The sequence below is a fragment of the Streptomyces lacrimifluminis genome (assembly GCF_014646095.1).
GTDB classification, from domain to species: domain Bacteria; phylum Actinomycetota; class Actinomycetes; order Streptomycetales; family Streptomycetaceae; genus Streptomyces; species Streptomyces lacrimifluminis.
Genome location: NZ_BMMU01000021.1, coordinates 15328 through 41000, shown reverse-complemented (window position 1 = coordinate 41000; position 25673 = coordinate 15328). Strand labels below are relative to the sequence as shown.

Annotated in this window: 29 protein-coding genes; 10 read left to right on the top strand and 19 right to left on the bottom strand. The window is 71.5% G+C overall.

What is annotated here, in order from left to right; genetic code table 11:
• The first annotated feature begins 4 nt into the window (after positions 1–4).
• The 5 genes from IEY89_RS27280 to IEY89_RS27260 are packed head-to-tail and all read left to right on the top strand — an operon-like array spanning position 5 to position 5535.
• On the top strand, positions 5–1210 hold the full coding sequence (locus tag IEY89_RS27280) for an ADP-ribosylglycohydrolase family protein (protein ID WP_373287298.1): 1206 nt from the start codon (positions 5–7) through the stop codon (positions 1208–1210).
• Positions 1198–2580, top strand: coding sequence for an ADP-ribosylglycohydrolase family protein (locus tag IEY89_RS27275; protein ID WP_189150156.1), 1383 nt, complete (start codon positions 1198–1200; stop codon positions 2578–2580). The genes IEY89_RS27280 and IEY89_RS27275 overlap by 13 nt, the downstream gene beginning before the upstream one ends.
• Positions 2577–3473: a ribokinase gene (gene rbsK / locus IEY89_RS27270; protein ID WP_189150155.1), complete on the top strand. Its 897-nt coding sequence runs from the start codon at positions 2577–2579 to the stop codon at positions 3471–3473. Before IEY89_RS27275 ends, rbsK begins: the two co-directional genes overlap by 4 nt.
• The gene (locus IEY89_RS27265; RefSeq protein ID WP_229695435.1) at positions 3470–4702 is read left to right on the top strand and encodes a CaiB/BaiF CoA transferase family protein; all 1233 of its coding nucleotides are present in this window, start codon (positions 3470–3472) and stop codon (positions 4700–4702) included. The genes rbsK and IEY89_RS27265 overlap by 4 nt, the downstream gene beginning before the upstream one ends.
• On the top strand, positions 4699–5535 hold the full coding sequence (locus IEY89_RS27260; RefSeq protein ID WP_189150154.1) for an HpcH/HpaI aldolase/citrate lyase family protein: 837 nt from the start codon (positions 4699–4701) through the stop codon (positions 5533–5535). Before IEY89_RS27265 ends, IEY89_RS27260 begins: the two co-directional genes overlap by 4 nt.
• Before the next feature lie 64 nt (positions 5536–5599).
• On the opposite strand, the gene lgt is transcribed toward IEY89_RS27260, so the two are convergent.
• The 11 genes from lgt to hisI all read right to left on the bottom strand — a co-directional run bounded on the left by lgt (position 5600) and on the right by hisI (position 14712).
• Positions 5600–6613 (bottom strand): prolipoprotein diacylglyceryl transferase, encoded by a 1014-nt coding sequence (gene lgt, locus IEY89_RS27255; RefSeq protein WP_189150153.1) that lies wholly within the window; start codon positions 6611–6613, stop codon positions 5600–5602.
• A gap of 138 nt (positions 6614–6751) precedes the next feature.
• A complete protein-coding gene (locus tag IEY89_RS27250) occupies positions 6752–7528 on the bottom strand; it encodes a DsbA family protein (protein WP_189150152.1) in 777 nt (258 codons plus the stop codon).
• Between the two features lie 89 nt (positions 7529–7617).
• Positions 7618–8436 carry a tryptophan synthase subunit alpha gene (gene trpA / locus IEY89_RS27245; protein WP_189150151.1) on the bottom strand — a complete coding sequence of 273 codons (819 nt, stop codon included), beginning with the start codon at positions 8434–8436 and terminating at the stop codon, positions 7618–7620.
• The gene (trpB, locus tag IEY89_RS27240) at positions 8433–9719 is read right to left on the bottom strand and encodes a tryptophan synthase subunit beta (RefSeq protein ID WP_189150150.1); all 1287 of its coding nucleotides are present in this window, start codon (positions 9717–9719) and stop codon (positions 8433–8435) included. The genes trpA and trpB overlap by 4 nt, the downstream gene beginning before the upstream one ends.
• Before the next feature lie 256 nt (positions 9720–9975).
• A complete protein-coding gene (gene trpM / locus IEY89_RS41990) occupies positions 9976–10128 on the bottom strand; it encodes a tryptophan biosynthesis modulator TrpM (protein WP_373287300.1) in 153 nt (50 codons plus the stop codon).
• Positions 10129–10171: 43 nt separating this feature from the next.
• Entirely contained in the window at positions 10172–10981 is an 810-nt protein-coding gene (trpC, locus tag IEY89_RS27235) for an indole-3-glycerol phosphate synthase TrpC (RefSeq protein WP_189150149.1), read from the bottom strand.
• 166 nt (positions 10982–11147) lie between these two features.
• Positions 11148–11597, bottom strand: coding sequence for a DUF2752 domain-containing protein (locus IEY89_RS27230; RefSeq protein ID WP_189150148.1), 450 nt, complete (start codon positions 11595–11597; stop codon positions 11148–11150).
• 93 nt (positions 11598–11690) lie between these two features.
• Positions 11691–11945, bottom strand: coding sequence for an HGxxPAAW family protein (locus IEY89_RS27225; protein WP_189150147.1), 255 nt, complete (start codon positions 11943–11945; stop codon positions 11691–11693).
• 133 nt (positions 11946–12078) lie between these two features.
• Entirely contained in the window at positions 12079–12726 is a 648-nt protein-coding gene (locus IEY89_RS27220; protein ID WP_189150146.1) for a TIGR02234 family membrane protein, read from the bottom strand.
• A gap of 70 nt (positions 12727–12796) precedes the next feature.
• Positions 12797–14275: an anthranilate synthase component I gene (locus IEY89_RS27215; RefSeq protein ID WP_189150145.1), complete on the bottom strand. Its 1479-nt coding sequence runs from the start codon at positions 14273–14275 to the stop codon at positions 12797–12799.
• Between the two features lie 11 nt (positions 14276–14286).
• Positions 14287–14712 (bottom strand): phosphoribosyl-AMP cyclohydrolase, encoded by a 426-nt coding sequence (gene hisI, locus IEY89_RS27210; protein WP_189150144.1) that lies wholly within the window; start codon positions 14710–14712, stop codon positions 14287–14289.
• Between the two features lie 139 nt (positions 14713–14851).
• Here hisI and IEY89_RS27205 point away from each other — a divergent pair, with 139 nt between their 5' ends.
• Entirely contained in the window at positions 14852–15487 is a 636-nt protein-coding gene (locus IEY89_RS27205; RefSeq protein WP_189150143.1) for a TIGR03085 family metal-binding protein, read from the top strand.
• A 108-nt stretch (positions 15488–15595) separates the two neighbouring features.
• On the opposite strand, the gene hisF is transcribed toward IEY89_RS27205, so the two are convergent.
• Genes hisF through hisD form a run of 8 tightly spaced genes read right to left on the bottom strand, consistent with a single transcriptional unit; the run spans position 15596 to position 21323 of the window.
• Positions 15596–16351, bottom strand: coding sequence for an imidazole glycerol phosphate synthase subunit HisF (hisF, locus tag IEY89_RS27200; RefSeq protein WP_189150142.1), 756 nt, complete (start codon positions 16349–16351; stop codon positions 15596–15598).
• Positions 16348–16746, bottom strand: coding sequence for a RidA family protein (locus IEY89_RS27195; RefSeq protein ID WP_189150141.1), 399 nt, complete (start codon positions 16744–16746; stop codon positions 16348–16350). The genes hisF and IEY89_RS27195 overlap by 4 nt, the downstream gene beginning before the upstream one ends.
• Positions 16743–17468 carry a bifunctional 1-(5-phosphoribosyl)-5-((5-phosphoribosylamino)methylideneamino)imidazole-4-carboxamide isomerase/phosphoribosylanthranilate isomerase PriA gene (priA, locus tag IEY89_RS27190; protein WP_189150140.1) on the bottom strand — a complete coding sequence of 242 codons (726 nt, stop codon included), beginning with the start codon at positions 17466–17468 and terminating at the stop codon, positions 16743–16745. Before priA ends, IEY89_RS27195 begins: the two co-directional genes overlap by 4 nt.
• A gap of 3 nt (positions 17469–17471) precedes the next feature.
• The gene (gene hisH / locus IEY89_RS27185) at positions 17472–18128 is read right to left on the bottom strand and encodes an imidazole glycerol phosphate synthase subunit HisH (protein WP_189150139.1); all 657 of its coding nucleotides are present in this window, start codon (positions 18126–18128) and stop codon (positions 17472–17474) included.
• Positions 18119–18283 carry a CG2302 family histidine operon protein gene (locus IEY89_RS27180; RefSeq protein ID WP_189150138.1) on the bottom strand — a complete coding sequence of 55 codons (165 nt, stop codon included), beginning with the start codon at positions 18281–18283 and terminating at the stop codon, positions 18119–18121. The genes hisH and IEY89_RS27180 overlap by 10 nt, the downstream gene beginning before the upstream one ends.
• A 3-nt stretch (positions 18284–18286) precedes the next feature.
• A complete protein-coding gene (gene hisB, locus IEY89_RS27175) occupies positions 18287–18880 on the bottom strand; it encodes an imidazoleglycerol-phosphate dehydratase HisB (RefSeq protein WP_006377508.1) in 594 nt (197 codons plus the stop codon).
• A complete protein-coding gene (locus IEY89_RS27170; protein WP_189150258.1) occupies positions 18877–19986 on the bottom strand; it encodes a histidinol-phosphate transaminase in 1110 nt (369 codons plus the stop codon). Before IEY89_RS27170 ends, hisB begins: the two co-directional genes overlap by 4 nt.
• Positions 19987–20000: 14 nt before the next feature.
• Positions 20001–21323, bottom strand: coding sequence for a histidinol dehydrogenase (gene hisD, locus IEY89_RS27165; RefSeq protein ID WP_189150137.1), 1323 nt, complete (start codon positions 21321–21323; stop codon positions 20001–20003).
• Positions 21324–21547: 224 nt separating this feature from the next.
• Between hisD and IEY89_RS27160 the strand changes: the two genes are divergently transcribed.
• From IEY89_RS27160 to ybaK, 4 genes are all read left to right on the top strand, one after another.
• Positions 21548–23146, top strand: coding sequence for an oxidoreductase (locus IEY89_RS27160; RefSeq protein ID WP_189150136.1), 1599 nt, complete (start codon positions 21548–21550; stop codon positions 23144–23146).
• A gap of 96 nt (positions 23147–23242) precedes the next feature.
• Positions 23243–24319: a hypothetical protein gene (locus tag IEY89_RS27155; RefSeq protein WP_189150257.1), complete on the top strand. Its 1077-nt coding sequence runs from the start codon at positions 23243–23245 to the stop codon at positions 24317–24319.
• An 11-nt stretch (positions 24320–24330) separates the two neighbouring features.
• Complete coding sequence (locus IEY89_RS27150; RefSeq protein ID WP_189150135.1) at positions 24331–25071, top strand: LON peptidase substrate-binding domain-containing protein; 741 nt, start codon at positions 24331–24333, stop codon at positions 25069–25071.
• A gap of 18 nt (positions 25072–25089) precedes the next feature.
• Positions 25090–25587 carry a Cys-tRNA(Pro) deacylase gene (gene ybaK / locus IEY89_RS27145; RefSeq protein WP_189150134.1) on the top strand — a complete coding sequence of 166 codons (498 nt, stop codon included), beginning with the start codon at positions 25090–25092 and terminating at the stop codon, positions 25585–25587.
• The last annotated feature ends 86 nt before the right edge of the window (positions 25588–25673 follow it).

The window sequence follows — 25673 nt, the reverse complement described above, 5'->3', positions numbered from 1 at the left end:
CGACATGACACCCAAACACCAAGAACAAGACCAAGAGGGTCGAGAAGGTCAAGAAGGTCAAGTGGCGGGGCTGGACGAGCGGATCACCGGTGCCCTGGTCGGCGCGGCCGTCGGTGACGCGCTAGGCGGGCCCGTCGAGGGCTACACCCCCGAGCAGATCCTCGAACGCCACGCGGGCCGCGTCCACGGCATCGTCGGCCCCTGGAACGGCGACGCCTGGCGCACCGCCCGACCGATCGCCCCGTACCACAAGGGCGACGGCCACGTCACCGACGACACCTTGATGACGCATGCGCTGGTACGGGTGTACGCCCAGGTCCGCGACCACCTGGACGCGTACGCGGTCGCCGACCACCTGGTCCCGGACCTGATGACGAACCCGCGCTGGATCCCCGAGCTGGAGGCCGAGGCACTCCCCCTCCAGCGCATCTTCCTGGCGGAGAAGTGGCTGGTGGCCCGGCTCCACTACGGCCACGTCGACCCCCGCGAGGCAGGCGTGGGCAACATCGTCAACTGCGGTGCGGCGATGTACATGGCCCCGGTCGGCCTGGTCAACGCGGCCAACCCGGCGGGTGCCTACGCCGAGGCCGCCGACCTCGCGGGCGCCCACCAGTCCTCGTACGGCAGGGAGGCGGCGGCGGTCTTCGCGGCGGCGGTGGCGGCGGCGTGCGCTCCGGACGCGACGCCCGACTCGGTGATGGGAACGTGCCTCTCCCTGGCGAAGGACGGCACCCGGGCGGCGATCGAGGCGGTGGGCGAAGTGGCCTCCCGCTGCACGGACTTCGAGTCGGCGTTGCGGCCCCTGCGGGAGGCGGTGGCTCCGTACGACACGGTGGGCACGGACTACCGCACTCCGTCCCTGGGCGCCCGTCGGCCGTCCCGTCTCCACGCGATCGAGGAACTCCCGGTGGCGCTCGGCATGTTGGTGGTGTCGGGCGGCGACTTCCGGCATGCGGTGCTGGGTTCGGTGAACTACGGCCGCGACTGCGACTCGATCGCCACGATGGCCGGGGCGCTCGCCGGCGCGCTGGGCTCCGAGGTGCCGTCCGACTGGTCGAAGACGGTCGCGGAGGCGAGCCGCCTGGACCTGTGGGAACCCGCCCGGACACTGACCGAGGTGACCCGGGAGATCTTCGAACGGGACGTACGCCAACGCCGTTCCCACGAAGGGGCGTTCGCCCGGCTCAGGAGCGCGGGATGCTCCGACTGACCTGGGTCCAGCCGGAGGACCTGATCGGCCACGAGCTGCGCCAGGCGGCCCAGGACGGCCGCGAGCCCAGCAGGATCGCCGCCCGCTGGCGAGCGGCGGGCGGCTCGGAAGCTCCGCAGCGTGCGGGCGCGTCCCCCGCCCCGGTCTCCCGCTACCTGCGGCAACTGGCCGAAGACCTCCTGGACGAACTGGCCGACCTGCCCAGCAGGTTGGCGGACGACGAGCCGACAGACCTGCTCCGGATCCACGCGCTGTGCTCCGACTGGCCCGCACAGCCCGCCCCGTCCGCCCCGCCTGCCCCCACCCCCCTCCGCCTGGAAGCCGCCTGGCTGGGCAGAGCAGCCGGCTGCCTCCTGGGCAAGCCGGTGGAGAAACTCCCCCTCACCGCCATCCGCCAACTCGCCCGGGCAACCGGCAACTGGCCCCTGAACACCTGGTTCACCGCCAGAGGAGTCCCCGAGGAACTGGCGACGGCACATCCCTGGAACCGCCGGTCGGCGGCCACCTCCCTCGCCGAGAACATCGACGGCATGCCCGAGGACGACGACCTCAACTACCCCTTGCTCAACCTGCTCCTGCTCCAACGCCACGGCCCCCGCTTCACCACCACGGACGTGGCGAAACTCTGGCTGGACGAACTCCCCGCGGGCCGGACCTTCACGGCCGAACGCGTCGCCTACCGAAACCTCCTCTCCGGCCTCGAACCCCCGCTCACCGCCCACCACCGCAACCCGTTCCGTGAATGGATCGGCGCCCTGATCCGCGCCGACGTCCACGGCTGGACCAACCCCGGTGCCCCGGCCTGCGCCGCAGAACAGGCGTACCGCGACGCCACCCTCACTCACACCGCCAACGGCGTCTACGCGGCGATGTTCACGGCGGCCACCATCGCCCAGGCCGCCACCGGCACCCACGACATCCACGCCTGCCTGCGCGCCGGCCTGACGGTCGTCCCCCCACGCTCCCGCCTCGCCAAGGCCGTCCGTCACGGCATCCAACTGGCCGATGCCCACGGCGACTTCGCCACGGTCGTCGACGAACTCCACGCCACCCACGCGGCCACCTACCACTGGGTCCACGCCATCCCCAACACCGCCCTGATCGCCGCCGCCCTAACCCACGCCGGCGGCGACTTCACCGGCTCCGTCTGCCGTGCCGTGTCCGGCGGCTGGGACACCGACTCCAACGGCGCGACCGCCGGAAGCGTCGCCGCCCTCCTCGCGGGCTCCCCCGCCGCCCTCCCCGACCGCTGGACCAGCCCCCTGAAGAACCGACTCGCCACCTCCGTCGCGGACTTCAACGGCACCGGCTTCGACACCCTCGCCCAACTGACCCACTCCCTCACCCACTTGGAGGCAGTCCACCCATGACCCATATCGTCGTGCTGGGCAGCACGAACATGGACCTCGTCGCGTACGTCTCCAGGGCCCCGCAGCGCGGGGAGACCGTGACAGGACGGGAGTTCCGTACGATCCCCGGCGGCAAGGGCGCCAACCAGGCCGTCGCCGCGGCCCGCGCGGGCGCCGACGTCTCGATGATCGGCGCGGTGGGCAACGACGCGTACGGCAGCCAACTCCGTTCCACGCTGGAGAACTCGGGCGTCGGCACCGGCCATCTCCGCACCGCCGAGGACGCCTCCGGCACCGCGCACATCGTCGTGGACGACGAGGGCGGCAACGCGATCGTCGTGATCCCCGCCGCCAACGGCACCGTCACCGGTCTCGCCCCCGGCGACGAGAGCCTGATCGCCACCGCAGACGCGCTGCTGCTCCAGCTGGAGATCCCGCTCACGGCCGTCGTCGAGGCAGCCCGGGCCGCTCACCGCCACGGTGTTCGTACGATCCTCACCCCGGCCCCCGTCCAGCCGATGCCACCCGAACTCCTCGTCGTCACCGACCTGTTGGTGCCGAACGAGCACGAGGCGGCGGCCCTCACCGGTCTGACCGACCCGCACAAGGCGGCCACCGCGCTCCTCGACCAGGTGCCGGAGGTCGTCGTCACCCTGGGCGCGGCCGGCAGCCTCCACGCGGCCCGGAGCCTCGCCGAACCGGTCGCCGTCCCGGCGCCGTCCGTCACCGCCGTGGACTCGACCGGCGCCGGCGACACCTTCGTCGGCGCCCTCGCGGTGGCCCTGGCCGAGGGCCGCCCGATGCCGGACGCCCTGGCGTGGGCCGCGGCGGCGGGGGCACTCTCCGTGCAACGGCCGGGCGCGTCCGCGTCGATGCCGTACCGCCCGGAGATCGAGGCCAGGTACACGTCATGAAAGCACCGGAGATGACCGCACCCGAGCCCCGCATCCCCTCAACCGCAGCCCCTCTCACCGGCCTTCGCGTTCTCGACCTGGCCACCCTCTTCGCCGGGCCGCTCGCCGCCACCATGCTCGGTGACTTCGGCGCCGAGGTGATCAAGGTCGAGCACCCGGTGAAGCCGGATCCCTCCCGGGGCCACGGCCCGTCCAAGGACGGCATCGGCCTCTGGTGGAAGCTGCTGGGCCGCAACAAGCGCACGATGACCCTCGACCTCTCCCGGCCCGGCGGCCGGACCACTCTCCTCCGACTCGTCGCCACCGCCGACGTCGTCATCGAGAACTTCCGCCCTGGCACCCTGGAGAAGTGGGACCTGGGCTGGCCGGAGCTGTCCGCCGCCAACCCGCGCCTGGTCCTCGCCCGGGTCACCGCCTTCGGCCAGTTCGGGCCACATTCTCATCGTCCCGGTTTCGGCACCCTCGCCGAGGCGATGAGCGGCTTCGCCGCGATCACCGGCGAACCGGACGCACCCCCGACGCTCCCGCCCTTCGGCCTCGCCGACTCGATCGCGGGCCTGGCCACGGCGTACGCCGTCATGACGGCCCTGTCCGCCCGCGACCGCACCGGGGAGGGGCAGGTCGTCGACATGGCGATCATCGAGCCGATCCTCACCGTCCTCGGCCCGCAGCCGCTCTGGTACGACCAGTTGGGCCATGTCCAGCCGCGCACCGGCAACCGCTCGCAGAACAACGCCCCCCGCAACACCTACCGCACGGCCGACGGCACCTGGGTCGCCGTGTCGACCTCGGCCCAGTCGATCGCCGAGCGCGTGATGCGCCTGGTCGGCCGCCCCGAACTGATCGACCAGCCCTGGTTCGCCACCGGCGCCGACCGCGCCCGCCACGCGGACGTCCTGGACGAGGCGGTCGGCTCGTGGATCGCCCGCCACTCCCACTCCGAGGTCATCGCGGCCTTCGAGAAGGCCGAGGCGGCGGTGGCCCCGGTCCAGGACGTGCGGGAGGTGATGACCGACCCGCAGTACCAGGCCCTCGACACCATCACCACGGTCGACGACCCCGATCTCGGCCCGATCCGTATGCAGAACGTCCTCTTCCGGCTCTCCGCCACCCCCGGCGCGATCCGCTGGGCGGGCCGCCCGCACGGCGCGGACACCGCGGCCGTCCTCACCGAACTGGGCCTGACCGCACCCGAGATCGACGCCCTGCGCACCGAGGGGGCCCTGTGAAGGACCATCCCCTGACCTGGCTGTACGTCCCCGGTGACCGCCCCGAGGTGGTCACCAAGGCTCTGACGTCCGGCGCGGACGTGGTCGTCGTCGACCTGGAGGACGCGGTCGCCCCCGATCGCAAGGAGTACGCCCGCGCAGCCACCGCCGAGCGCCTCACCGACCCCCAGCCGGTCCCGGTCCACGTCCGGATCAACGCCCTGGACGGCCCGCTGGTCCCCTGCGACCTGCGGGCCCTCGAAGGCCTCCCCGGTATCTCGGGCCTACGGCTCCCGAAGGTGACGACACCGCAGGAGGTCGTCCACGTGGCCACCCGCACGGCTGGGACCACCGGGGCCGGCCTCCCGCTCCACGCGCTGCTCGAAACCGCCCTCGGCATCGAACACGCCTTCGCCATCGCGACCGCCCACCCCGCCCTGCACGGCATCGCGCTCGGCGAGGCCGACCTCCGGGCCGATCTGGGGGTACGCGACGACGCGGGCCTCGACTGGTGCCGCTCCCGGCTCGTCGTGGCCGCCCGGGCGGCCGGACTCGCCCCGCCGCCCCAGTCGGTCCACCCGGACACCCGGGACCTCGACACCCTGGCCGCCTCCTGCGCCCACGGCCGCGCCCTGGGCTTCCTGGGCCGGGCGGCCATCCACCCCCGCCAGCTCCCGGTGATCGAACGCGCCTACCTCCCCAGCCCGGAGGAGATCGAGAACGCCGAGCAGATCGTCAAGGCGGCGACCACGGACGAGGGTGCCCAGGCCCTGCCGGACGGCCGCTTCATCGACGCGGCGGTGGTCGCGACGGCCCGCAGAACCCTGTCCCTGGCCGACCGCGACCGCCCCTGACCCGCACAACGAACGAGGGCGCCCCGGTCCGACCGGGGCGCCCTCATCGTCGTACGACCGACACTCAGCTCTTCTTGGTCGGCTCCGCTCCGGCCTTGTCCTCTGTCTTGTCCTGGGCCTCGGAGTCGGCCCTGCCGTCGGGATCGGCCCCCGTACGGGGATCCGTATCGGAGTCCGTATCGGACTCGGCCTTCACCTCCGCCGATGCACCGTCACCCTTGTCGCCCTCGGCACCGTCCGCCGCCGAACCGTCGGGGACATCCGCACCCGGCTCCACGACCTCCTCCCGGCCCGGCCGCTTCTTCGCCGAGAGCACGAAGTAGACGACCGCGAGGATGAAGACGAAGATCGCGGTCCAGTTGTTCAGCCGCATGCCCAGGATGTGGTGGGCGTCGTCGACGCGCAGGTACTCGATCCAGAAGCGGCCTACGCAGTAGGTGGCGACGTACAGCGCGAACGCTCGTCCGTGCCCGAGCGTGAAGCGGCGGTCGGCCCAGATGACCAGCAGCGCGACACCGACACACCACAGCGACTCGTACAGGAACGTCGGGTGGTAGTAACCCGGGACCCGGCCGTCGGTCGAGGAGGTGATGTGCAGGGCCCAGGGGACGGTGGTCTCCCGCCCGTACAGCTCCTGGTTGAACCAGTTGCCCCATCGCCCGATCGCCTGTGCGAGCGCGATACCGGGTGCGAGGGCGTCGGCCCACGCGGGCAGCGGGATTCCGCGTCGGCGGCAGCCGATCCACGCGCCCAGCGCGCCGAGGGCGATCGCGCCCCAGATACCGAGGCCGCCCTCCCAGATCTTGAAGGCGTCCACCCAGTCGCGGCCCTCGCTGAAGTACAGCTCGTAGTCCGTGATCACGTGGTAGAGGCGGCCACCGACCAGGCCGAAGGGCACGGCCCAGACCGCGATGTCGGCCACCGTGCCGGGTCGGCCACCGCGGGCGAGCCAGCGCTTGTTGCCGAGCCAGACCGCGACGAAGACACCGATGATGATGCAGAACGCGTAGCCGCGCAGCGGAATGGGTCCAAGGTGCAGCACCCCGCGCGACGGACTGGGAATGTAGGCGATTTCCATGGCAGTCCCGACGCTACCTTGACGGACGCGGCGGATGTGAGCCGCCCCGGGCAACGGCTCCATAACGGGCTGCGCCTCCGGTTCCGCTCACGGCGGTGAACCGGAGGCACTCGGGAGGCCCCGGGAACGGTTGGACCCCTACGCCTTGTCGGCGGCCTCGATCATCTGCTTGAGCTTCGCCGGGGTCATCGTCTGGTCCTGGTAGATGTTCTTCCCGTTGAGCAGGACGGTCGGTGTGCCGCTGAAACCGCCGCTCTGGAAGGCCTGGTTCGACTTCGCGACCCAGCTGTTGTGCGTGCCGTCCTCGACACAGGTCCGGAACGCGGGCGTGTCGAGCCCGTCGGTCTTCGCCGCCAGCTCGATGAGCTCGCTGTCCTTCGCGAAGGCGTCGTCGGTCTCCTGCGGCTGGTTGTCGTACAGCACGTCGTGGTACGCGGTGAACCTGCCCGCGTCCTGGGCGCAGGCGGCTGCGTTGGCCGCGTGCCGGGAGCCGCTGCCGCCCATGTTGCCGTCGATGATGGTCGCCAGGTGGTACTCCACCTTCAGCTTGCCCGCGTTCGTCAACTCATGAATGACCGCGCGGTAGTTGGTCTCGAAGGACTGGCAGGCGGGACAGCGGAAGTCCTCCCACACCGTGAGCGTCGACTTGGCGCTCTCCTCGCCCACGGGGATGGCGAGGCTGTCCTTGCCCTGTGCGCCCGAGGGCGCCACCACCGGGCCGGCGCTCTCGCTCTTGCTGTCCTTTCCGGAGTTCGCGGCGACGACACCGATCACCGCCGCGAGTCCCAGCACGCAGACGACACTGACGCCCACGACCAACGCCCGTCGCCGCTTCTCCGCGGACTTCTGCTTCTCACGCTCGACCGCCAGCCGCTCGCGGGCGGTGCGCTTTCCGTCACGATTCTTCTCGCTCACACCCCGCAGAACGAACCGGGGAGACGCATTGCGCCTCCCCGGCCCCAGGTCCACCCGTTCGGGCGACCTGTACGAAATGTCCCGCCCGTTCACGCGGTGCCGCGCACGCCCTTCGCGAGGTCGGCGGCGAGTTCCCGAACGGCCTCGACACCGGCCGCGTGGTCCGGGGCGTCGAGCATCCGCTTGACGAAGGCCGAGCCGACGATCACACCGTCGGCGAAGCCGGCGACCTCGGCGGCCTGCGCCGCGTCGGAGACGCCGAGCCCGACACAGACCGGCAGGTCGGTGCCGGTGGCCCGGGTGCGCTGGACCAGGTCATGGGCCTGGGCGCCGACCGACGCCCGGGTCCCCGTGACGCCCATGAGCGAGGCGGCGTACACGAACCCGCTGCCCGCCGCCGTGATCTCGGCGAGCCGCGCGTCCCTGCTGCTGGGCGCGACGACGAACACGGTGGCGAGCCCGTGCTTCTCGGCGTGCTCCCTCCACAGCGCCGACTCCTGCACGGGCAGGTCGGGCAGGATGCACCCGGCGCCGCCCGCCTCCGCGAGCTCGGCGGTGAACCGCTCGACGCCGTAGCGGTCGATCGGGTTCCAGTACGTCATGACGAGCACCGGCTTCCCGGTGGCCCCGTACGCCTCCCGGACCGTGCGCATCACGTCCGCGATCTTGACTCCGCCACGCAGGGCGATGTCGTCGGCGGTCTGGATGACGGGCCCGTCGAGCACCGGGTCGCTGTGCGGCAGCCCGACCTCGACGATGTCGGCGCCGCCCTCGAACACCGCCTTGACGGCGTCGATCCCGCCGTCGACGGTCGGGAACCCGGCGGGGAGGTACGCGATGAGCGCGGAGCGCCCCTCGGCCCTGGCACCGGCGAGGGTGTCGCTCAACAACTGGATGTTGCCGCTCACTTGACGTCCCCCTCGATCTCGGCGATCTCACTGTCCGCGTCGGCCGCGACCGAGGCGTCGGTGTCGTACAGGTTGAAGTACCGGGCGGCGGTGTCCATGTCCTTGTCGCCGCGCCCGGAGAGGTTGATGACGATCAGCCCGTCCTTGCCGAGCTCCTTGCCGACCTCCAGGGCGCCGGCCAGCGCGTGCGCGCTCTCGATGGCCGGGATGATGCCCTCGGTACGGGACAGCAGACGCAGCGCCTGCATGGCGGCGTCGTCGGTGACCGCGCGGTACTCGGCGCGACCGCTGTCCTTGAGGTAGGAGTGCTCGGGCCCGATGCCCGGGTAGTCGAGTCCGGCGGAGATGGAGTAGGGCTCGGTGATCTGCCCCTCCTCGTCCTGCAGGACGTACGACCGCGAGCCGTGCAGGATGCCGGGCTCACCGGCGGTGAGGGTGGCGGCGTGCTCGCCGGTCTCGACACCGTGCCCGGCGGGCTCGCACCCGATGAGCCGGACATCGGCGTCGGGGATGAAGGCGTGGAAGAGTCCGATGGCGTTGGACCCGCCGCCGACACAGGCGACGGCGGCGTCGGGCAGCCGCCCGGCCCGCTCCAGGAGCTGCCTCCGGGCTTCGACACCGATCACCCGGTGGAAGTCGCGCACCATGGCCGGGAAGGGGTGCGGCCCGGCCACGGTTCCGAACAGGTAGTGCGTACGGTCGACGTTGGCGACCCAGTCGCGGAACGCCTCGTTGATGGCGTCCTTGAGGGTGCGCGAGCCGGACTTCACGGCGATGACCTCGGCGCCGAGCATGCGCATCCGAGCGACGTTGAGGGCCTGGCGCTGGGTGTCGATCTCGCCCATGTAGATGGTGCACTCGAGCCCGAACAGCGCACAGGCGGTCGCGGTGGCGACCCCGTGCTGACCGGCACCGGTCTCGGCGATGACGCGGGTCTTGCCCATCCTCTTGGTGAGGAGGGCCTGCCCGAGCACGTTGTTGATCTTGTGGGACCCGGTGTGGTTCAGGTCCTCCCGCTTGAGGAAGATCCGGGCGCCACCGGCGTGCTCGGCGAACCGGGGCACCTCGGTGAGGGAGCTGGGCCGGCCGGTGTAGTGGACGAGCAGATCGTCGAGCTCTCGGGCGAACTCCGGGTCGGACTTCGCCTTGTCGTACTCGACGGCGACCTCGTCCACGGCGGCGACGAGCGCCTCCGGAATGAACTTGCCGCCAAAGGCACCGAAGTACCCGTCGACGCTGGGTACGTGACCCTCAGGGTCAGGAATGAAGAACTCACTGGACATACGGCTACCTCGCAGGGGCAGAGCCCCGGGGTCGATCGGACAGGGGTCACGTTTATGGCGTGCGGCGCGACGAGGGGCCGACAGGGGGTCCATGAGAACTCCGCTGCCCAGGACGCGCCCTTCAGGGGCGCGGGGCGGTGTCAATCTGCGGCTCCGCCGCGTGGGCGCGACCAGCCACAACGGGCCCGCAGCCAAAGAACGACCCCTCGCGAAGCGCTCGGCGCAGGGCGCAGCCCGGATCAGACGAGCCGCATCCCTACCGCCGAGCCCCGCAGGGCCATCGCATCCCGTTGACCTGTCCAGGCTCGTCCCCGATGACATAGCGAACCCGCCGCCCGTGCACACGCCTCGCGGGCGCACGGCAACCACGCGGCCGGCAGCCGCGCGCGAGGCGGGCGTACCGGTCCATGGGTGTCAGGGTGAGTGTCATCGGGGCCAACTCTAGCGGGGGATCAGCCGCGGCCGTGCCGCAGCGCCGGGTGCTCGCCCGCCGCCACCAGGTCCGACACCGCGGACTTGGGGTCACGGCCGGTGACGAGGGACTCGCCGACGAGCACCGCGTCGGCGCCCGCGTTGGCGTACGCGATCAGATCGTGCGGGCCGCGGATACCGGACTCGGCGATCTTGACGATGCTGTCGGGGATCTCGGGGGCGACCCGCTCGAACGTGGCGCGGTCGACCTCCAGGGTCTTCAGGTTGCGCGCGTTGACACCGATGACCCGGGCCCCCGCGTCCACCGCCCGCTCGACCTCGTCCTCGTCGTGCACCTCGACGATCGGGGTGAGCCCGATGGACTCGGCGCGCTCGATGAGGGACTCCAGGGCGGACTGTTCCAGGGCGGAGACGATCAGCAGGGCCAGATCGGCACCGTACGCCCGCGCCTCCCACAGCTGGTACGACGTGACGATGAAGTCCTTGCGCAGCACCGGGATGTCCACTCGGGCGCGCACCGCCTCCAGGTCCGCCAGCGAGCCGCCGAAACGGCGCTGTTCGGTGAGGACGGAGATGACGGCCGCACCGCCCGCCTCGTAGTCCGCCGCCAGGCCTGCCGGGTCGGCGATCGCCGCCAGCGCGCCCTTCGAGGGGCTGGACCGCTTGACCTCGCAGATGACCTTGACGCCGTCGCCACGCAGGGCGGCGACCCCGTCCTTGGCAGCGGGAGCCTTCGCCGCGCGCTCCTTGAGCTCGTCGAGGCTGACGCGCGCCTGTCGCTCCGCGAGGTCGGCACGGACTCCGTCGATGATCTCGTCGAGCACGCTCACGCGAGCGGCCCCCTTCCAGACGGTAGGCGATTGGCTGTTCAAGCCATTCACACCAATTGAAGCTGCACAAACTGTCAAAGCCGGTCACTCCGATGGTATCCGGAGGAGGGCACACCCCTCACATCCGGTTGACACCGGTCCCACTACCTGGACATTCATCATTTGATCAAGGATGAAGCCAGCCACCGAACGGCAGGTTCCGGACAACCGTGAAGACCAGCAGCAATGCGCCCAGGCTCCACAGCTGCGTCGACCCCAGATCGATCCGTATCGGCCGCCCGCGCACCGCACGGACCACCCAGACGGTCCACAGGACGGCGAAGGCCAGGTAGCCCGTCACGGCGAGCGCGTTGGCCCCCAGGGCCGTCACCCAGTCGCCGTGCACGAAGGCGTGGGCGCTGCGCAGACCGCCGCAGCCGGGGCAGTACACGCCGGTCAGCCGGAGCAGCGGGCACACGGGGTAGTGGCCGGGTTCGTTGGGGTCGACCGTCCCGACGTAGGCGAAGGCCGCGACCACGGCCGCGAGCACCCCGGCGGGCACGGCCACCCGTGCCGCCACGGCACCGGCGCCCGACGGCACGCCCTGCTGAGCCCGCTCGGTGTTCACCCCACGCATTCTGCCCCCTGCGGGGCGTACACGCGCGAAGGGCGGCCCCGGCGATGTCGCCGGGCCGCCCCTGACAGTCTGAGAACCGGTCCCCTACGGGGTTCAGCTCTCGGCACCCGCCGCTTCGCGCGTGACCTGGTGGCCCTCGCGGCCCCGGGTGATCGGCTTCTGCTTGCCGAGGCCCATCGCGGCCATGATCCAGCCGACGACACCGCCGAGGACCACGATCACCATGCCGGCCCAGAAGCCCAGCGGCTCGGCCATCACCATGAAGGCGCCCGATACGCAGAAACCGATGATGGCGATGGTGACGCCGGTCCAGGCGGCCAGAGTGTGACCGTGGCTAGTGCCCGCCATGACTTGCTCCTCGTTGCTGAGTTGCTGGTTGCTAGATGCAGTACGTGGTGAGCCGGACGCTCGTCGTCCATTGTCCCGCACGCGCACGCGTGCGGGACCCCGGGGGTCGACCCAGCGAGTCGCCCGGAGGGCTCTATGCGCCGGTGGGGTCCTCGCCGCGGTCGAGGGCCTTCCAGATCTCCTCGGGCCGGTCGGGGTCGGCGGCCCTCGCCCGGGGGCGCGGGCGGGGGGCGCCGCCGCGCTCGTACCGTCCGGACATGGCGGGCCACAGGCGGCCGTAGCGCAGGGCGAGGAGTCCGGCGAGGAGGATCAGCGCGCCGCCGACGGCAGCCGCGTACGGCCAGGCGGTGTGGCTGAGGGTGCTCACCGTGGCGGCGGTGTCGCCGGTGGCCCGGGCGGCCTTCTCGTCGAGCGCGGAGCTGTCGGATGCGCCGAGGACGGCCGCGGCGATCGTACCGGCGCCGGACAGCGCGAGCAGGGCGGCGACCAGGAGGCGGCCGGAGCGGCGGACGGCGAAGACGGCGACGAGCGCGGCGAGGCCCACTATGGCGAGGGCCGCGGGCACGCCCGTGACGTCGCTGCCGCTGGCGGTCAGCGGGAAGGCGCCGCCGGCCACCGTCGTGGTGCCCTCGGACCATTGCTGGCGGGTGGCGAGCAGCGCGACGGCCGCGCCGAGCGCACCGGCCAGCAGGGCGACGGCGAGGCTGAGCCGGCCGGCCCGGCCGGGAAGGGGGGCTTCGGAACGCGGGGAAGGTACGGGTACGGCAGTCACGTATCCCACTATCGCCTGAACCCCGGGCGTACCGTCACCCGGGGCTCACGTGAGAAGCGCCCCATTCGCGGGAAACGCCCTACTGTCCGAGGCGGTTCGCCGTGTGGACCGCCCGCAGGACCGCCGCCGCCTTGTTGCGGCACTCGTTGTCCTCCGCGACCGGGTCGGAGTCGGCGACGACACCGGCGCCCGCCTGGACGTACGCGGTGCCGTCCCGCAGGAGGGCCGTGCGGATGGCGATGGCGGTGTCGGAGTCGCCCGCGAAGTCGAGGTAACCGACGGCTCCGCCGTACAACCCCCGCCTGGACGGCTCCAGTTCGTCGATGATCTGCATCGCGCGCGGCTTGGGCGCCCCGGAGAGCGTGCCGGCCGGGAAGCAGGCCGTCAGGACGTCGAAGGCGGTGCGGCCGGACGCCACACGGCCGGTGACGGTCGAGACGATGTGCATGACGTGCGAGTACCGCTCGACGGACATGAAGTCGACGACCTCGACGGAACCGGGCTCACAGACCCGCCCGAGGTCGTTGCGCCCGAGGTCGACGAGCATGAGATGCTCGGCGCGCTCCTTGGGGTCGGCGAGCAGTTCCTCGGCGAGGGCCTGGTCCTCCTGCGGGGTCGCCCCGCGGTGCCGGGTGCCCGCGATGGGGTGGACCATCGCGCGCCCGTCCTCGACCTTGACGAGGGCCTCGGGGGACGATCCGACGACGTCGAACCCGTCGAAGCGGAACAGGTACATGTACGGGGACGGATTGGTGGCCCGCAGAACCCGGTAGACGTCCAACGCGCTTGCCGTGCACGGTGTTTCGAAACGCTGGGAGGGGACCACCTGGAAGGCTTCCCCGGCCCGGATGCGCTCCTTGATGTCCTCGACGGCCACCTGGTAGTCGGGGCCGCCCCACAGGGCCGTGTACTCGGGGAGCTCGGAGGGCGGGAGCGCGGCGGGCGGCTGGGCGACCGCGCGCGAGAGGTCGGCCTGCATCGCGTCGAGCCGGGCCACGGCGTCGGCGTGGGCCTCGTCGACGCCCGTGTCGAGGTCGTTGTGGTTGATCGCGTTGGCGATCAGCAGGACCGAGCCCTCCCAGTGGTCCATGACGGCCAGATCGCTGGTGAGGAGCATGGTCAGCTCGGGCAGCCGCAGGTCGTCGCGCTCGCCGGGGCCGATCTTCTCCAGGCGGCGCACGATGTCGTACCCGAGGTAGCCGACCATACCGCCGGTGAAGGGCGGCAGGCCCTCCTGGTGGGGGGTGTGGAGGGTCTCGATGGTGGCGCGCAGGGCGGCGAGCGGGTCGCCCTCGACGGGCACGCCGACGGGCGGGGTGCCGAGCCAGTGGGCCTCGCCGTCACGGGCCGTGAGGGTGGCGCTGGAGCGGACCCCGACGAAGGAGTAGCGGGACCAGGACCGGCCGTTCTCGGCGGACTCCAGCAGGAAGGTGCCGGGACGCTCGGCGGCGAGCTTGCGGTACAGCGCGACCGGGGTGTCGCCGTCGGCGAGGAGCTTGCGGGTGACGGGGATGACGCGCCGGTCGATGGCCAGCTTGCGGAAGGTCTCGAGGTCCATGGCGGCTGACCTTACTGACCCGGTGGGAGTACGCCGGAATCGGCGTCCTCGAACGACACGTCGAGCAGGATGTCGGCGTCGAAGCAGTTCCGCGCGCCGGTGTGGCAGGCGGCGCCCACCTGGTCGACCTTGACGAGCACGGTGTCGGCGTCGCAGTCGAGGGCGACGGACTTCACGTGCTGGAAGTGGCCGGACGTGTCGCCCTTGACCCAGTACTCCTGGCGGCTGCGCGACCAGTAGGTGCAGCGGCCGGTGGTCAGGGTGCGGTGCAGCGCCTCGTCGTCCATCCAGCCGAGCATGAGCACCTCACCGGTGTCGTACTGCTGGGCGACGGCGGGGACGAGCCCGTCGGGGCCGCGCTTGAGGCGCGCGGCGATCTCCGGGGCCAGGGGGCTGGGGCCGCCGGTCCTGCTGGGCGGGGGCGTGCTGCTGGTCATGGGGCCATTGTGCCGCGCCCCACCGACACTCCTCCGGGATGTCCATTGAATGGATGGGGGCGGCGCCGAGCGTCTCGGTGGGGGGGGGTGGCCGGGCGACGGGTGGGCGGACCGCGGGGACAGTCGTACGCTTGCTGACATGTCTACCTACGCGAAGCGTGAACGACTTCTTCTCGCCGACCTGTTGGAGACCGAGGGTCCCGACGCCCCGACCCTGTGCGAGGGCTGGCGGACCCGTGATCTCGCCGCGCACGTGGTGGTGCGCGAGCGCCGCCCGGACGCCGCCGGTGGCCTGCTGATCAAACAGCTCGGCTCCCGTCTTGAGCGGGTGATGGCGGAGTTCGCCGACAAGCCGTACGAGGAGCTGATACAGCTGATCCGTACCGGCCCGCCGCGTTTCTCGCCGTTCTCGCTGAAGCAGGTGGACGAGGCGTCGAACACCGTCGAGTTCTACGTCCACACGGAGGACGTCCGCCGGGCGCGGCCCGACTGGACGCCCCGCGAGCTGGACCCGGTCTTCCAGGACGCCCTGTGGTCCCGTCTGGAGCGCACCGCCCGGCTGACGGGCCGGGGCGCGGCGACGGGCCTGGTGCTGCGCCGCCCGGACGGCCAGACGGCGGTCGCCCACCGCGGCACCCCGGTGGTCACGGTGACCGGCGAACCGTCCGAACTGCTGCTGTTCGCGTACGGCCGCCAGAGCGTCGCCGACGTGGAGCTGGAGGGCGACAAGGACGCGATCGCCAAGCTGCACGAGTCGAAGCAGCTGGGCATCTAAGTCGGGGCGCCCCGCGCCCCCGACAGCGGCGCTGGGCTGTATTTGATCTGCGGCTCCGCCGCGGGGCGCGACCAGCCCCCGCCGGACGCGCGGTCGAAGAACCGCGTGTCAGCGAACCGGATGCCCAGCCGCGCGCAGCGCGTCCTTCACCTGCCCGATCCGCAGATCCCCGAAGTGGAAGACGGAGGCGGCCAGGACGGCGTCCGCGCCCGCCCCGACGGCCGGCGCGAAGTCGGCCAGGCGGCCCGCTCCCCCGCTGGCGATCAGCGGCACGCTCACGTGCCTGCGTACGGCCTCGATCATCTCGATGTCGTAGCCGTCCTTCGTGCCGTCCGCGTCCATCGAGTTGAGCAGGATCTCACCGGCGCCCAGCTCGGCGGCCCGGTGCGCCCACTCGACGGCGTCGATGCCGGTGCCGCGTCGGCCGCCGTGGGTGGTGACCTCGAAGGAGCCGGAGTCGGTGCGGCGGGCGTCCACGGACAGCACCAGCACCTGTCGGCCGAACCGCTCGGCGATCTCGCGGATCAGCTCCGGACGCGTGATGGCGGCCGTGTTGACGCCGACCTTGTCGGCGCCGGCGCGCAGCAGCTTGTCGACGTCCTCGGCCGCGCGCACCCCGCCGCCCACGGTCAGCGGGATGAACACCTGTTCGGCGGTGCGCCGGACCACGTCGTAGGTGGTCTCGCGGTTGCCCGAGGAGGCGGTGATGTCCAGGAACGTCAGTTCGTCGGCGCCCTCGGCGTCGTAGACCTTGGCCATCTCGACGGGGTCGCCCGCGTCGCGGAGGTTCTGGAAGTTGACGCCCTTGACGACCCGGCCGTTGTCGACGTCCAGGCAGGGGATGACTCGTACGGCAAGGGTCATGCTGCGGACACCCCTCGGAACGCCTCCACCTCGACCTCGACGACCAGACTGGGGTCCACGAGGCCAGCGACGATGATCATGGATGCGGCGGGCCGGACGGCGTCGAACAGCTCCTTGTGGGCGCGTCCGATGTCGTCCACGTCCCGCGCGTGGGTGATGTACATGCGCGTGCGCACGACGTCGTCGCGGCCGAGCCCCAGCTGCTCCAGCGCCGTGAAGGCGACGTTGAAGGCGTTGACCGTCTGCTCGTAGGGACCACCGCCGGCGATCTCCCCGTCCACGATCGAGGTGCAGCCGGAGACCAGCACCAGTCCGTTCGGCAGCTCCACCGCGCGGGAGTACCCGAAGGTCTCCTCCCAGGGCGCACCGGTCGTGACACGCCGTACGTCACTCACTTGGCCACCGCCTCCAAGGCCTCTTCCAGGGTGAACGCCTTCGCGTACAGGGCCTTCCCGACGATGGACCCCTCGACACCGAGGGGTACCAGTTCGGCGATGGCCCGCAGGTCGTCCAGGGACGACACACCGCCGGAGGCCACGACGGGGCGGTCGGTCGCCGCGCAGACGTCGCGCAGCAGTTCCAGGTTCGGGCCCCGGAGCGTGCCGTCCTTGGCGATGTCGGTCACGACATACCGCGCGCAGCCTTCGGAGTTGAGGCGCTCCAGCGTCTCGTAGAGGTCGCCGCCGTCCCGGGTCCAGCCGCGTCCGCGGAGCGTGGTTCCGCGGACGTCCAGACCGACCGCGATCTTGTCGCCGTGCTCGGCGATGACCTTCGCGACCCACTCCGGGGTCTCCAGCGCGGCCGTGCCGAGATTCACCCGGGTGCAGCCGGTGGCGAGGGCCGCGGCCAGCGTGTCGTCGTCGCGGATGCCACCGGACAGCTCCACCTTGATGTCCATCGCCCCGGCGACCTCGGCGATCAGCTCGCGGTTGTCACCGGTGCCGAAGGCGGCGTCCAGGTCGACCAGGTGCAGCCACTCGGCGCCCGAGCGCTGCCAGGCGAGGGCGGCCTCCAGGGGGGAGCCGTACGAAGTCTCCGTACCGGACTCGCCGTGCACGAGGCGGACGGCCTGGCCGTCGCGGACGTCGACGGCGGGGAGGAGTTCGAGCTTGGCCATGGTCTACAGGGTTCCGATCCAGTTGGTGAGCAGCTGCGCTCCGGCGTCGCCGGACTTCTCGGGGTGGAACTGGGTGGCCCACAGGGCACCGTTCTCGACGGCCGCGACAAAGGGCTTGCCGTGCGTCGACCAGGTGACCTTGGGGGCGCGCATCGTCGGGTTCGTGATCTCCAGGGACCAGTCGTGGACGGCGTACGAGTGGACGAAGTAGAAGCGCGCGTCGGCCCCCAGCCCCGCGAAGAGCTGGGAGTCCGCCGGGGCCTCGACGGTGTTCCAGCCCATGTGGGGCACGATGTCGGCCTGGAGCGGCTCGACGGAGCCGGGCCATTCGTCGAGGCCCTCGGTCTCGACGCCGTGCTCGATCCCGCGCGCGAAGAGGATCTGCATGCCCACGCAGATGCCCATCACGGGACGCCCGCCGGACAGCCGGCGCCCGACGATCCAGTCGCCGCGCGCCTCCTTGAGGCCCCGCATACAGGCGGCGAAGGCGCCGACGCCCGGCACCAGCAGCCCGTCCGCGTTCATGGCCGTGTCGAAGTCACGCGTTATCTCGACGTCGGCACCCGCGCGCGCGAGGGCACGTTCGGCCGACCGCACGTTCCCGAAGCCGTAGTCGAAGACGACGACCTTCTTGGATGCCTTGGACGCGCTCAATTCCATACCTCCAGCCTCATGACGCCGGCGACCAGACACATCGCGGCGCCTATCGAGAGCAGCACGATGAGGCTCATCGGCATCTTCTGCTTGACGAAGGAGTAGATCCCGCCGACCAGGAAGAGTCCGACGACGATCAGGATGGTCGAGAGGCCGCTCATGGCTTACAGGGCGCCCTTCGTGGAGGGGAGGATGCCCGCCGCGCGCGGGTCGCGCTCGGAGGCGTACCGCAGCGCCCGTGCGAGGGCCTTGAACTGGCACTCCACGATGTGGTGCGCGTTGCGCCCGTAGGGCACGTGCACGTGCAGCGCGATCTGGGCCTGGGCGACGAAGGACTCCAGGATGTGCCGGGTCATCGTGGTGTCGTACTCGCCGATCATCGGCGCCATCTTCTCGGGCTCGGTGTGCACGAGGTACGGGCGGCCGCTCAGGTCCACCGTCACCTGGGCGAGGGACTCGTCCAGGGGGACCGTGCAGTTGCCGAAGCGGTAGATCCCCACCTTGTCGCCGAGCGCCTGCTTGAAGGCGGCGCCGAGCGCGAGGGCGGTGTCCTCGATGGTGTGGTGCGAGTCGATGTGCAGGTCGCCCTCGGTCTTCACGGTCAGGTCGAACAGACCGTGCCGGCCGAGCTGGTCGAGCATGTGGTCGTAGAAGCCGACGCCCGTCGACACCTCGACCTTGCCGGTGCCGTCGAGATCGATCTCGACGAGGACCGACGTCTCCTTGGTGGTGCGCTCCACGCGTCCGACGCGGCTCATGACTTGCCCTGCTCTTTCTTCAGTTCACGTACCGCGTCGAGGAACGCGTCGTTTTCGGCGGGAGTTCCCGCGGTGACCCGCAGCCATCCCGGTACACCGTTGTCCCGGACCAGGACGCCCCGGTCGAGGATCCGCTGCCAGGCCGCGTGGGAGTCGGCGAAGGTGCCGAACTGCACGAAGTTGGCGTCGGACTCGGTGACGTCGAACCCGATGGCACGCAGTTCGGCGACCAGCCGGTCCCGCTCGGACTTCAGCTGCTCGACGTAACCGAGCAGCGTGTCGGTGTGCTCCAGGGCGGCCAGGGCGGTCGCCTGCGCCACGGCCGACAGGTGGTAGGGCAGCCGTACGAGCTGTACGGCGTCGACGACGGCCGGGTGCGCGGCGAGATAGCCGAGGCGCAGGCCGGCCGCGCCGAACGCCTTCGACATGGTCCGCGAGACGACGAGATTCGGCCGTCCTTCGATCAGCGGCAGAAGCGAGTCGCCATGGCTGAACTCGACGTACGCCTCGTCGACCACGACCATCGAGGGCTTCGCGGCCTGCGCGGCCTCGTACAGCGCGAGGACCGTCCCGGGCGGGACCGCGTTCCCGGTGGGGTTGTTGGGGGTGGTGACGAAGACGACGTCGGGCCGGTGCTCGGCGATGGCCTTCTCGGCCGCCGCGAGATCGATGGTGAAGTCCTCGTTGCGGGGACCGGAGATCCATCCGGTGCCCGTCCCGCGCGCGATGAGGCCGTGCATGGAATACGACGGCTCGAAGCCGATCGCGGTGCGGCCGGGCCCGCCGAAGGTCTGGAGCAGCTGCTGGATGACCTCGTTGGAGCCGTTGGCGGCCCAGACGTTGGCGAGGCCGACCTCGTGGCCCGAGGTGTCCGTCAGGTACCTGGCGAGCTGCGTGCGCAGCTCCACGGCGTCCCGGTCAGGGTAGCGGTTGAGGTTCCGGGCCGCCTCGCGCACCCGCTCGGTGATCCGCTCGACGAGCGCGTCGGGCAGCGGGTAGGGGTTCTCGTTGGTGTTCAGCCGTACGGGGACGTCGAGTTGGGGCGCGCCGTACGGCGACTTGCCGCGCAGCTCGTCCCGGACGGGGAGCTCGTCCCAAGGGGACAAAGAGGGGTTGTCAGTCACTTGCCTTCAGGTACCTTCCACCCGAACCGGGCCTTGACCGCCGCGCCGTGTGCGGGCAGGTCCTCCGCCTCCGCCAGCGTCACCACGTGATGTGCGACGTCGGCCAGCGCGTCCCGTGTGTAGTCGACGATGTGGATGCCGCGCAGGAAGGACTGGACGGAGAGGCCGGAGGAGTGGCAGGCGCAGCCGCCGGTCGGCAGGACGTGGTTGGACCCGGCCGCGTAGTCGCCCAGCGAGACCGGCGACCAGGGCCCGACGAAGATCGCGCCGGCGTTGCGCACCCGGTCGGCCACGGCCGCCGCGTCCGCGGTCTGGATCTCCAGGTGTTCGGCGCCGTACGCGTCGACGACCCGCAGCCCCTCCTCCACGCCGTCCACGAGGACGATCGCGGACTGCCGGCCGGCCAGCGCCGGGGCGATCCGGTCCTCGATGTGCCTGCTGGCCGCGACCTGCGGCTCCAGCTCCTTCGCGACCGCGTCCGCGAGCGCCACGGAGTCCGTGACGAGGACCGCGGCGGCCAGCGGGTCGTGCTCGGCCTGGCTGATCAGGTCGGCGGCGACGTGCACCGGGTCGGCGGTGTCGTCGGCGAGGATCGCGATCTCGGTCGGGCCGGCCTCGGCGTCGATGCCGATCCTCCCCGCGAAGTACCGCTTGGCGGCGGCGACCCAGATGTTGCCGGGGCCGGTCACCATGTTGGCGGGTGCGCAGGACTCGGTGCCGTACGCGAACATCGCGACGGCGGTGGCGCCCCCGGCCGCGTACACCTCGTCGACGCCGAGCAGCGCGCAGGCGGCCAGGATGGTGGGGTGCGGGAGCCCGTCGAACTCGGCCTGGGCCGGGGAGGCGAGGGCGATCGACTCGACGCCCGCTTCCTGCGCGGGCACGACGTTCATGATCACGGAGGACGGGTAGACGGACCGCCCGCCGGGCGCGTACAGCCCGACCCGGTCCACGGGCACCCACTTCTCGGTGACCGAGCCGCCGGGCACGACCTGGGTCGTGTGCGTCGTGCGGCGCTGCTCGCGGTGGACGAGACGGGCGCGCCGGATGGACTCCTCCAGGGCCGCGCGGACGGCCGGGTCGAGCTGTTCCAGCGCGTCGGCCAGGGCCTGAGCGGGCACGCGTACGGATTCCAGCCGGACTCCGTCGAACTTCTCGGCGAAGTCGATCAGCGCCGCGTCGCCCCGATGATGCACGGCCTCGCAGATCGGACGCACCTTCTCCAGGGCGGCCGAGACGTCGAAGTCCGCTCGGGGCAGCAGGTCGCGCAGGGCGGGTCCCTCAGGGAGGGCGTCGCCGCGCAGATCGATTCGAGCCATCGAGAAATGTTGCAGCACGAGGTCAATTCTCTCAGACGGCGATCGGGCGCCGTTCGCGCGTATCAGTGGCTGATACAGAGCGTTTCGAACCGTTCCACGGACCGCATCCGGGAACCCGGAAGATCACCTTCACGTCTTGAGTTCAGAGAGTTACTGAGCGGGCACAACGGTTGTACGAAACCCGCTGGTAGTGCTTGATGACGCGGGGAGGAGTAGGAAAAGTCGTGACAGAGGGTGCCGGCATCCGCACGGGGGGCTCGGCGAACACGGGGGAACCACCGGACGACCTGAGCGCAGCCGAACTCGGCATGTGGCTGGCCTTCCGCAACGGCAGCGTGTACGACCTCAGCAGCGGCGACACCGTCGTCGACGATCCGCACGGCGGCCATCCGTGGGGCGCCGAACGCACCGTACGGGCCCGCATCGTGTGCTGGCTGCTCCTCGACGGCCCGCAGGCGCTCGCCGGGCGCGTGTCGTCCCTCAAGCTCACCGGCGTGCAGATCAACGGCACGCTGGATCTGGCGGGCGGCACGGTCGAGCCGTACGTGGAGCTGAAGAGCTGCCGGTTCGAGAAGGAGATCCTGCTGCCGGAGGCCCGCTTCACGACCGTACGGCTGGTGAACTGCTCGGTGCCGCGGCTGGAGGCGGCCCGGGTCCACACCGAGGGCGACCTGCATCTCCCCCGCTGCCGCTTCCACAACGGCGCACGGCTCACCGACGCGCAGATCGGTACGGACCTGCTGCTCAACCAGGCCATCGTCTACCGGGACCGGCGCGGTCGCTCGATCGTCGCGGACGGCATGAGCGTCGGCCAGGACCTCCAGGCCGAGATGCTGGAGTCGCACGGCGAACTGAGCCTGCGCGGGGCGACGATCGGCGTCTCGCTGAGCCTGCGCGGCGCCCGTCTCGCCAACCCCTACGGGAGACTCGCGCTCAACGCCCCCCAGCTGACCGTGGGCCGCACGCTGTATCTGACCCCCGCGGGCGTCTGGAACCCCATCCTGACCAGCGGTACGACCCCCGCGCGCGGGACGCGCATCCAGCGCTTCGAGTGCGAGGGCGGGATCCGGCTCGACGACGGCCGGTTCGGCGACGCCGTCGACCTGGAGCGCGCCCGCCTCGTCTTCACCGACGATCAGCAGCTGTCACTGCTCCGGGTGCAGACGCCCGAACTGCGCTTCCTCGGGGAGCGGCCGGAGCGCGGCAAGGTGGTGCTGTCGGGCGCCAAGGTCGTCAACCTCGTGGACCGGGCGGACAGCTGGCCGGGGCCGGGCAACCTGCACATGGGTGGCTTCGGGTACGAGAACCTCGTACCGCAGGGGCCGTTCCCGCCGGCGGAGCGGCTGGCGTGGGTGGCGGCGGCGACCGCCGAGTACAGCCCGGAGCCGTACGAGCGGCTGGCCACCGTGCTGCGCAACGGCGGCGAGGACGAGGACGCGCGCGAGGTGCTGCTCGCCAAGCAGCGCCGGCGCCGCGAGACCCTGCCGCCGGCGGCGAAGCTGTGGGGGTACGTGCAGGACTGGACGGTCGCCTACGGGTACCGGCCCGGCCGGGCCGCCGTGTGGATGGCGGTGCTGTGGGCGGTGACGTCGGTGGCGTTCGCGCACGCGAGTCATCCGCCGTTGAGGAGCGGGGAGCACCCGCCGTGGAACCCCTCCCTCTTCGCCCTCGACCTGCTTCTCCCGGTGATCGACCTGGGTCAGGTCGGCTTCTGGCAGATGCGCGGCGGCTGGCAGTGGCTGTCCGCGGCGATCATCATGCTGGGCTGGATCCTGGCGACGACGGTCGCGGCGGGGGCCACCCGGACGCTGCGCCGAAACTGAGCGGTGCTCATTTCTTCACCATCCCCTCACCTCCGACCGTACAACTAAAAACAGGGTGCGCGTTTGCTCTGGCGCGACTCCGACCTGCGCCTTTCAATGGTCGACACCATGGCTTCGCTGCGTGCGTTCCTCCGTGCCACCAGGGCGGAACGGAACACTCCGCCGTCTCCACGACTCGCCACCGCCGGGCTGCCCGCCGACGACGAGGTACTGCTCGACGCGCCCGACGCCCGCCTCGGCCCCGCGCTCGTCGCGGCGGGCCGGGGCGAGTACGGACCGGCCGCCGAACTGCTGGCCGCCACCCGCGCCACGGCCGAGTGGGAGAGCCGCGACAGATACGTGATCCGCCTGGCCGCGTTCGCGCACTCCCGGGCCGAGTGGTTCACGTCCTGGCGCGCCGCCGACCCGCACGACCCGGACGCGCTGCTGGTCGGCGCCGAACTGGCGGTGACCCGCGCCTGGGCCTCCCCGGCCCGCGCCGAGCTCCTCCACCAGACCGGGCCGTTGGTCGAGGCCGCCGCGGCGGGCGACCCGCGCGACCCGGTGCCCTGGCGCATCGCGCTGGACCGGGCCCGGGGCAGCGACGCGGACCACGGCGAGTTCGAGAGGCTGTGGGGCGAGGCCGTGCGCCGCTCCCCGCACCACTACGGCTGCCATGTGGCGGCGCTCCAGTACCTGTCCACGAGCCGTTTCCGGGCCTCGGGCGGACGCGGCTCGCACCGTGAGTGCTTCGACTTCGCCGAGCGGGCCGCGCAGGACGCCCTGCCCGGTTCCCTCGTCCAGGCGCTGCCCCTGCACGCCGCCTTCGCCTGTCTGACCGGGGGCGACGGCAGGACGGTGGTGGACCGGGCCCGCCTGGACTCGGCGGCGGACGCCGCCGTCGCCCTGTCGGCGACGCACCCGGCGGCAGACCCCTGGCCCGCCGAGCTGCGCAACCTGCTGGTGTACGTCCTGGTGGGGCTCGACCGCAGGCAGGACGCCCTCGTCCAACTGCGCCTGACCGGCCCGTACGCCACGTCCTTCCCCTGGGACCGGTTCTCGGACGACCCCCTCGGCACGTTCCTCGAAGCACGCGAGGAGGTCCGCCGGACCGCGCCCTCCGAACGCTGTACGGCCTGCGCCGGTCATCCACGGAGTGAGCACGGCGGACGCGATCACTCCGGCGACCATTAGGCTTTCCCGTCGTGACCATCGTCCGGCTGCCGCTCTTTCCGCTGAACTCGGTGCTGTTCCCGGGACTCGTCCTCCCGCTGAACATCTTCGAGGAGCGATATCGCGCCATGATGCGCGAACTCCTGAAGACCCCCGAGGACGAACCACGCCGGTTCGCCGTCGTGACGATCCGCGACGGCCACGAGGTGGCGCCCAGCTCGCAGGGCCTGCCCGACCAGACGGCGGTGCCCGAACCCGGGCCCACGGCGGGCTTCGGCGACGACCCGGTCAAGGCGTTCCACTCCGTGGGGTGCGTGGCCGACGCGGCGACGATCAGGGAACGGGCTGACGGCACGTTCGAGGTCCTGGCCACCGGTACGACCCGGGTGCGGCTGGTGTCGGTGGAGGCCTCCGGCCCGTTCCTGACGGCGGAGGTGGAGGAGCTGGAGGAGTCCGCAGGCGACGGGGCGGGCGCGCTGGCAGAGGGCGTCCTGAGGGCTTTCCGCCAGTACCAGAAGCGCCTGGCCGGCGCGCGGGAACGCTCCCTGTCGACGGGCGCCGACCTTCCCGACGAACCGTCCGTGGTGTCGTATCTGGTGGCGGCGGCGATGATGCTGGACACCCCGTCGAAGCAGCGTCTGCTCCAGGCACCGGACACGTCGTCCCGCCTCCGCGAGGAACTGAAGCTCCTGCGCACGGAGACGGCGATCATCCGCAGTCTCCCGTCGCTGCCGGCGTCGGAACTGACGCGCGGCCGGACAAGTCTCAACTGAGGGGGACCAGGACTCCGGATGGCGAAGAAGAAGCAACAGCAGTCGGGCGCCACGCCGGCGACGGTGGCACTGACGGCGGCGGGCGTCACGTACACGGTGCACGCGTACGAGCACGACCCCGCGCATGCCTCGTACGGCGAGGAGGCCGCCGAGGCGATGGGGGTGTCACCGGAGCGCGTCTTCAAGACCCTGGTGGCGGACGTGGACGGGGTACTGACGGTCGCGGTGGTCCCGGTGGCGGGCCAGCTGGACCTGAAGGCGCTGGCGACGGCGGTGTCGGGCAAACGGGCGTCGATGGCCGACCCCACCCTGGCGGAACGCACGACGGGCTATGTCAGGGGCGGTATCTCCCCCCTGGGCCAGCGCAAGAAGCTCCGGACGGTCCTGGACTCGTCGGCGGACGCCCACGCCACGATCTGCGTCTCGGCGGGCCGACGGGGCCTGGAGGTCGAACTGTCCCCCGGGGACCTCACCAGCCTCACGGACGCGGTGAGGGCCCCGATCGCCCGGGGATGACCTCTCACACCTTCAGCCCGTCCGGCGATTGAAAACGAGCGCCTTCAGCGCGAACTGGGGTCTGGGGGCGCGGCCCCCAGGAACGG

What these genes read in the sequence shown, in the direction of transcription:
- IEY89_RS27230 (WP_189150148.1), bottom strand. Translation starts at nt 11,597, where the DNA reads ATGCGTGGGGTGAACACCGAGCGGGCTCAGCAGGGCGTGCCGTCGGGC.
- lgt (WP_189150153.1), bottom strand. Translation starts at nt 6,613, where the DNA reads ATGGAAATCGCCTACATTCCCAGTCCGTCGCGCGGGGTGCTGCACCTT.
- ybaK (WP_189150134.1), top strand. Translation starts at nt 25,090, where the DNA reads ATGGCGAAGAAGAAGCAACAGCAGTCGGGCGCCACGCCGGCGACGGTG.
- trpM (WP_373287300.1), bottom strand. Translation starts at nt 10,128, where the DNA reads ATGGACCGGTACGCCCGCCTCGCGCGCGGCTGCCGGCCGCGTGGTTGC.
- IEY89_RS27205 (WP_189150143.1), top strand. Translation starts at nt 14,852, where the DNA reads ATGTCTACCTACGCGAAGCGTGAACGACTTCTTCTCGCCGACCTGTTG.
- IEY89_RS27225 (WP_189150147.1), bottom strand. Translation starts at nt 11,945, where the DNA reads ATGGCGGGCACTAGCCACGGTCACACTCTGGCCGCCTGGACCGGCGTC.
- priA (WP_189150140.1), bottom strand. Translation starts at nt 17,468, where the DNA reads ATGGCCAAGCTCGAACTCCTCCCCGCCGTCGACGTCCGCGACGGCCAG.
- hisF (WP_189150142.1), bottom strand. Translation starts at nt 16,351, where the DNA reads ATGACCCTTGCCGTACGAGTCATCCCCTGCCTGGACGTCGACAACGGC.
- rbsK (WP_189150155.1), top strand. Translation starts at nt 2,577, where the DNA reads ATGACCCATATCGTCGTGCTGGGCAGCACGAACATGGACCTCGTCGCG.
- IEY89_RS27155 (WP_189150257.1), top strand. Translation starts at nt 23,243, where the DNA reads ATGGTCGACACCATGGCTTCGCTGCGTGCGTTCCTCCGTGCCACCAGG.
- hisB (WP_006377508.1), bottom strand. Translation starts at nt 18,880, where the DNA reads ATGAGCCGCGTCGGACGCGTGGAGCGCACCACCAAGGAGACGTCGGTC.
- trpB (WP_189150150.1), bottom strand. Translation starts at nt 9,719, where the DNA reads ATGTCCAGTGAGTTCTTCATTCCTGACCCTGAGGGTCACGTACCCAGC.
- hisI (WP_189150144.1), bottom strand. Translation starts at nt 14,712, where the DNA reads ATGACCAGCAGCACGCCCCCGCCCAGCAGGACCGGCGGCCCCAGCCCC.
- hisD (WP_189150137.1), bottom strand. Translation starts at nt 21,323, where the DNA reads ATGGCTCGAATCGATCTGCGCGGCGACGCCCTCCCTGAGGGACCCGCC.
- hisH (WP_189150139.1), bottom strand. Translation starts at nt 18,128, where the DNA reads ATGGAATTGAGCGCGTCCAAGGCATCCAAGAAGGTCGTCGTCTTCGAC.
- IEY89_RS27275 (WP_189150156.1), top strand. Translation starts at nt 1,198, where the DNA reads ATGCTCCGACTGACCTGGGTCCAGCCGGAGGACCTGATCGGCCACGAG.
- IEY89_RS27265 (WP_229695435.1), top strand. Translation starts at nt 3,470, where the DNA reads ATGAAAGCACCGGAGATGACCGCACCCGAGCCCCGCATCCCCTCAACC.
- IEY89_RS27180 (WP_189150138.1), bottom strand. Translation starts at nt 18,283, where the DNA reads ATGAGCGGCCTCTCGACCATCCTGATCGTCGTCGGACTCTTCCTGGTC.
- IEY89_RS27280 (WP_373287298.1), top strand. Translation starts at nt 5, where the DNA reads ATGACACCCAAACACCAAGAACAAGACCAAGAGGGTCGAGAAGGTCAA.
- IEY89_RS27215 (WP_189150145.1), bottom strand. Translation starts at nt 14,275, where the DNA reads ATGGACCTCGAGACCTTCCGCAAGCTGGCCATCGACCGGCGCGTCATC.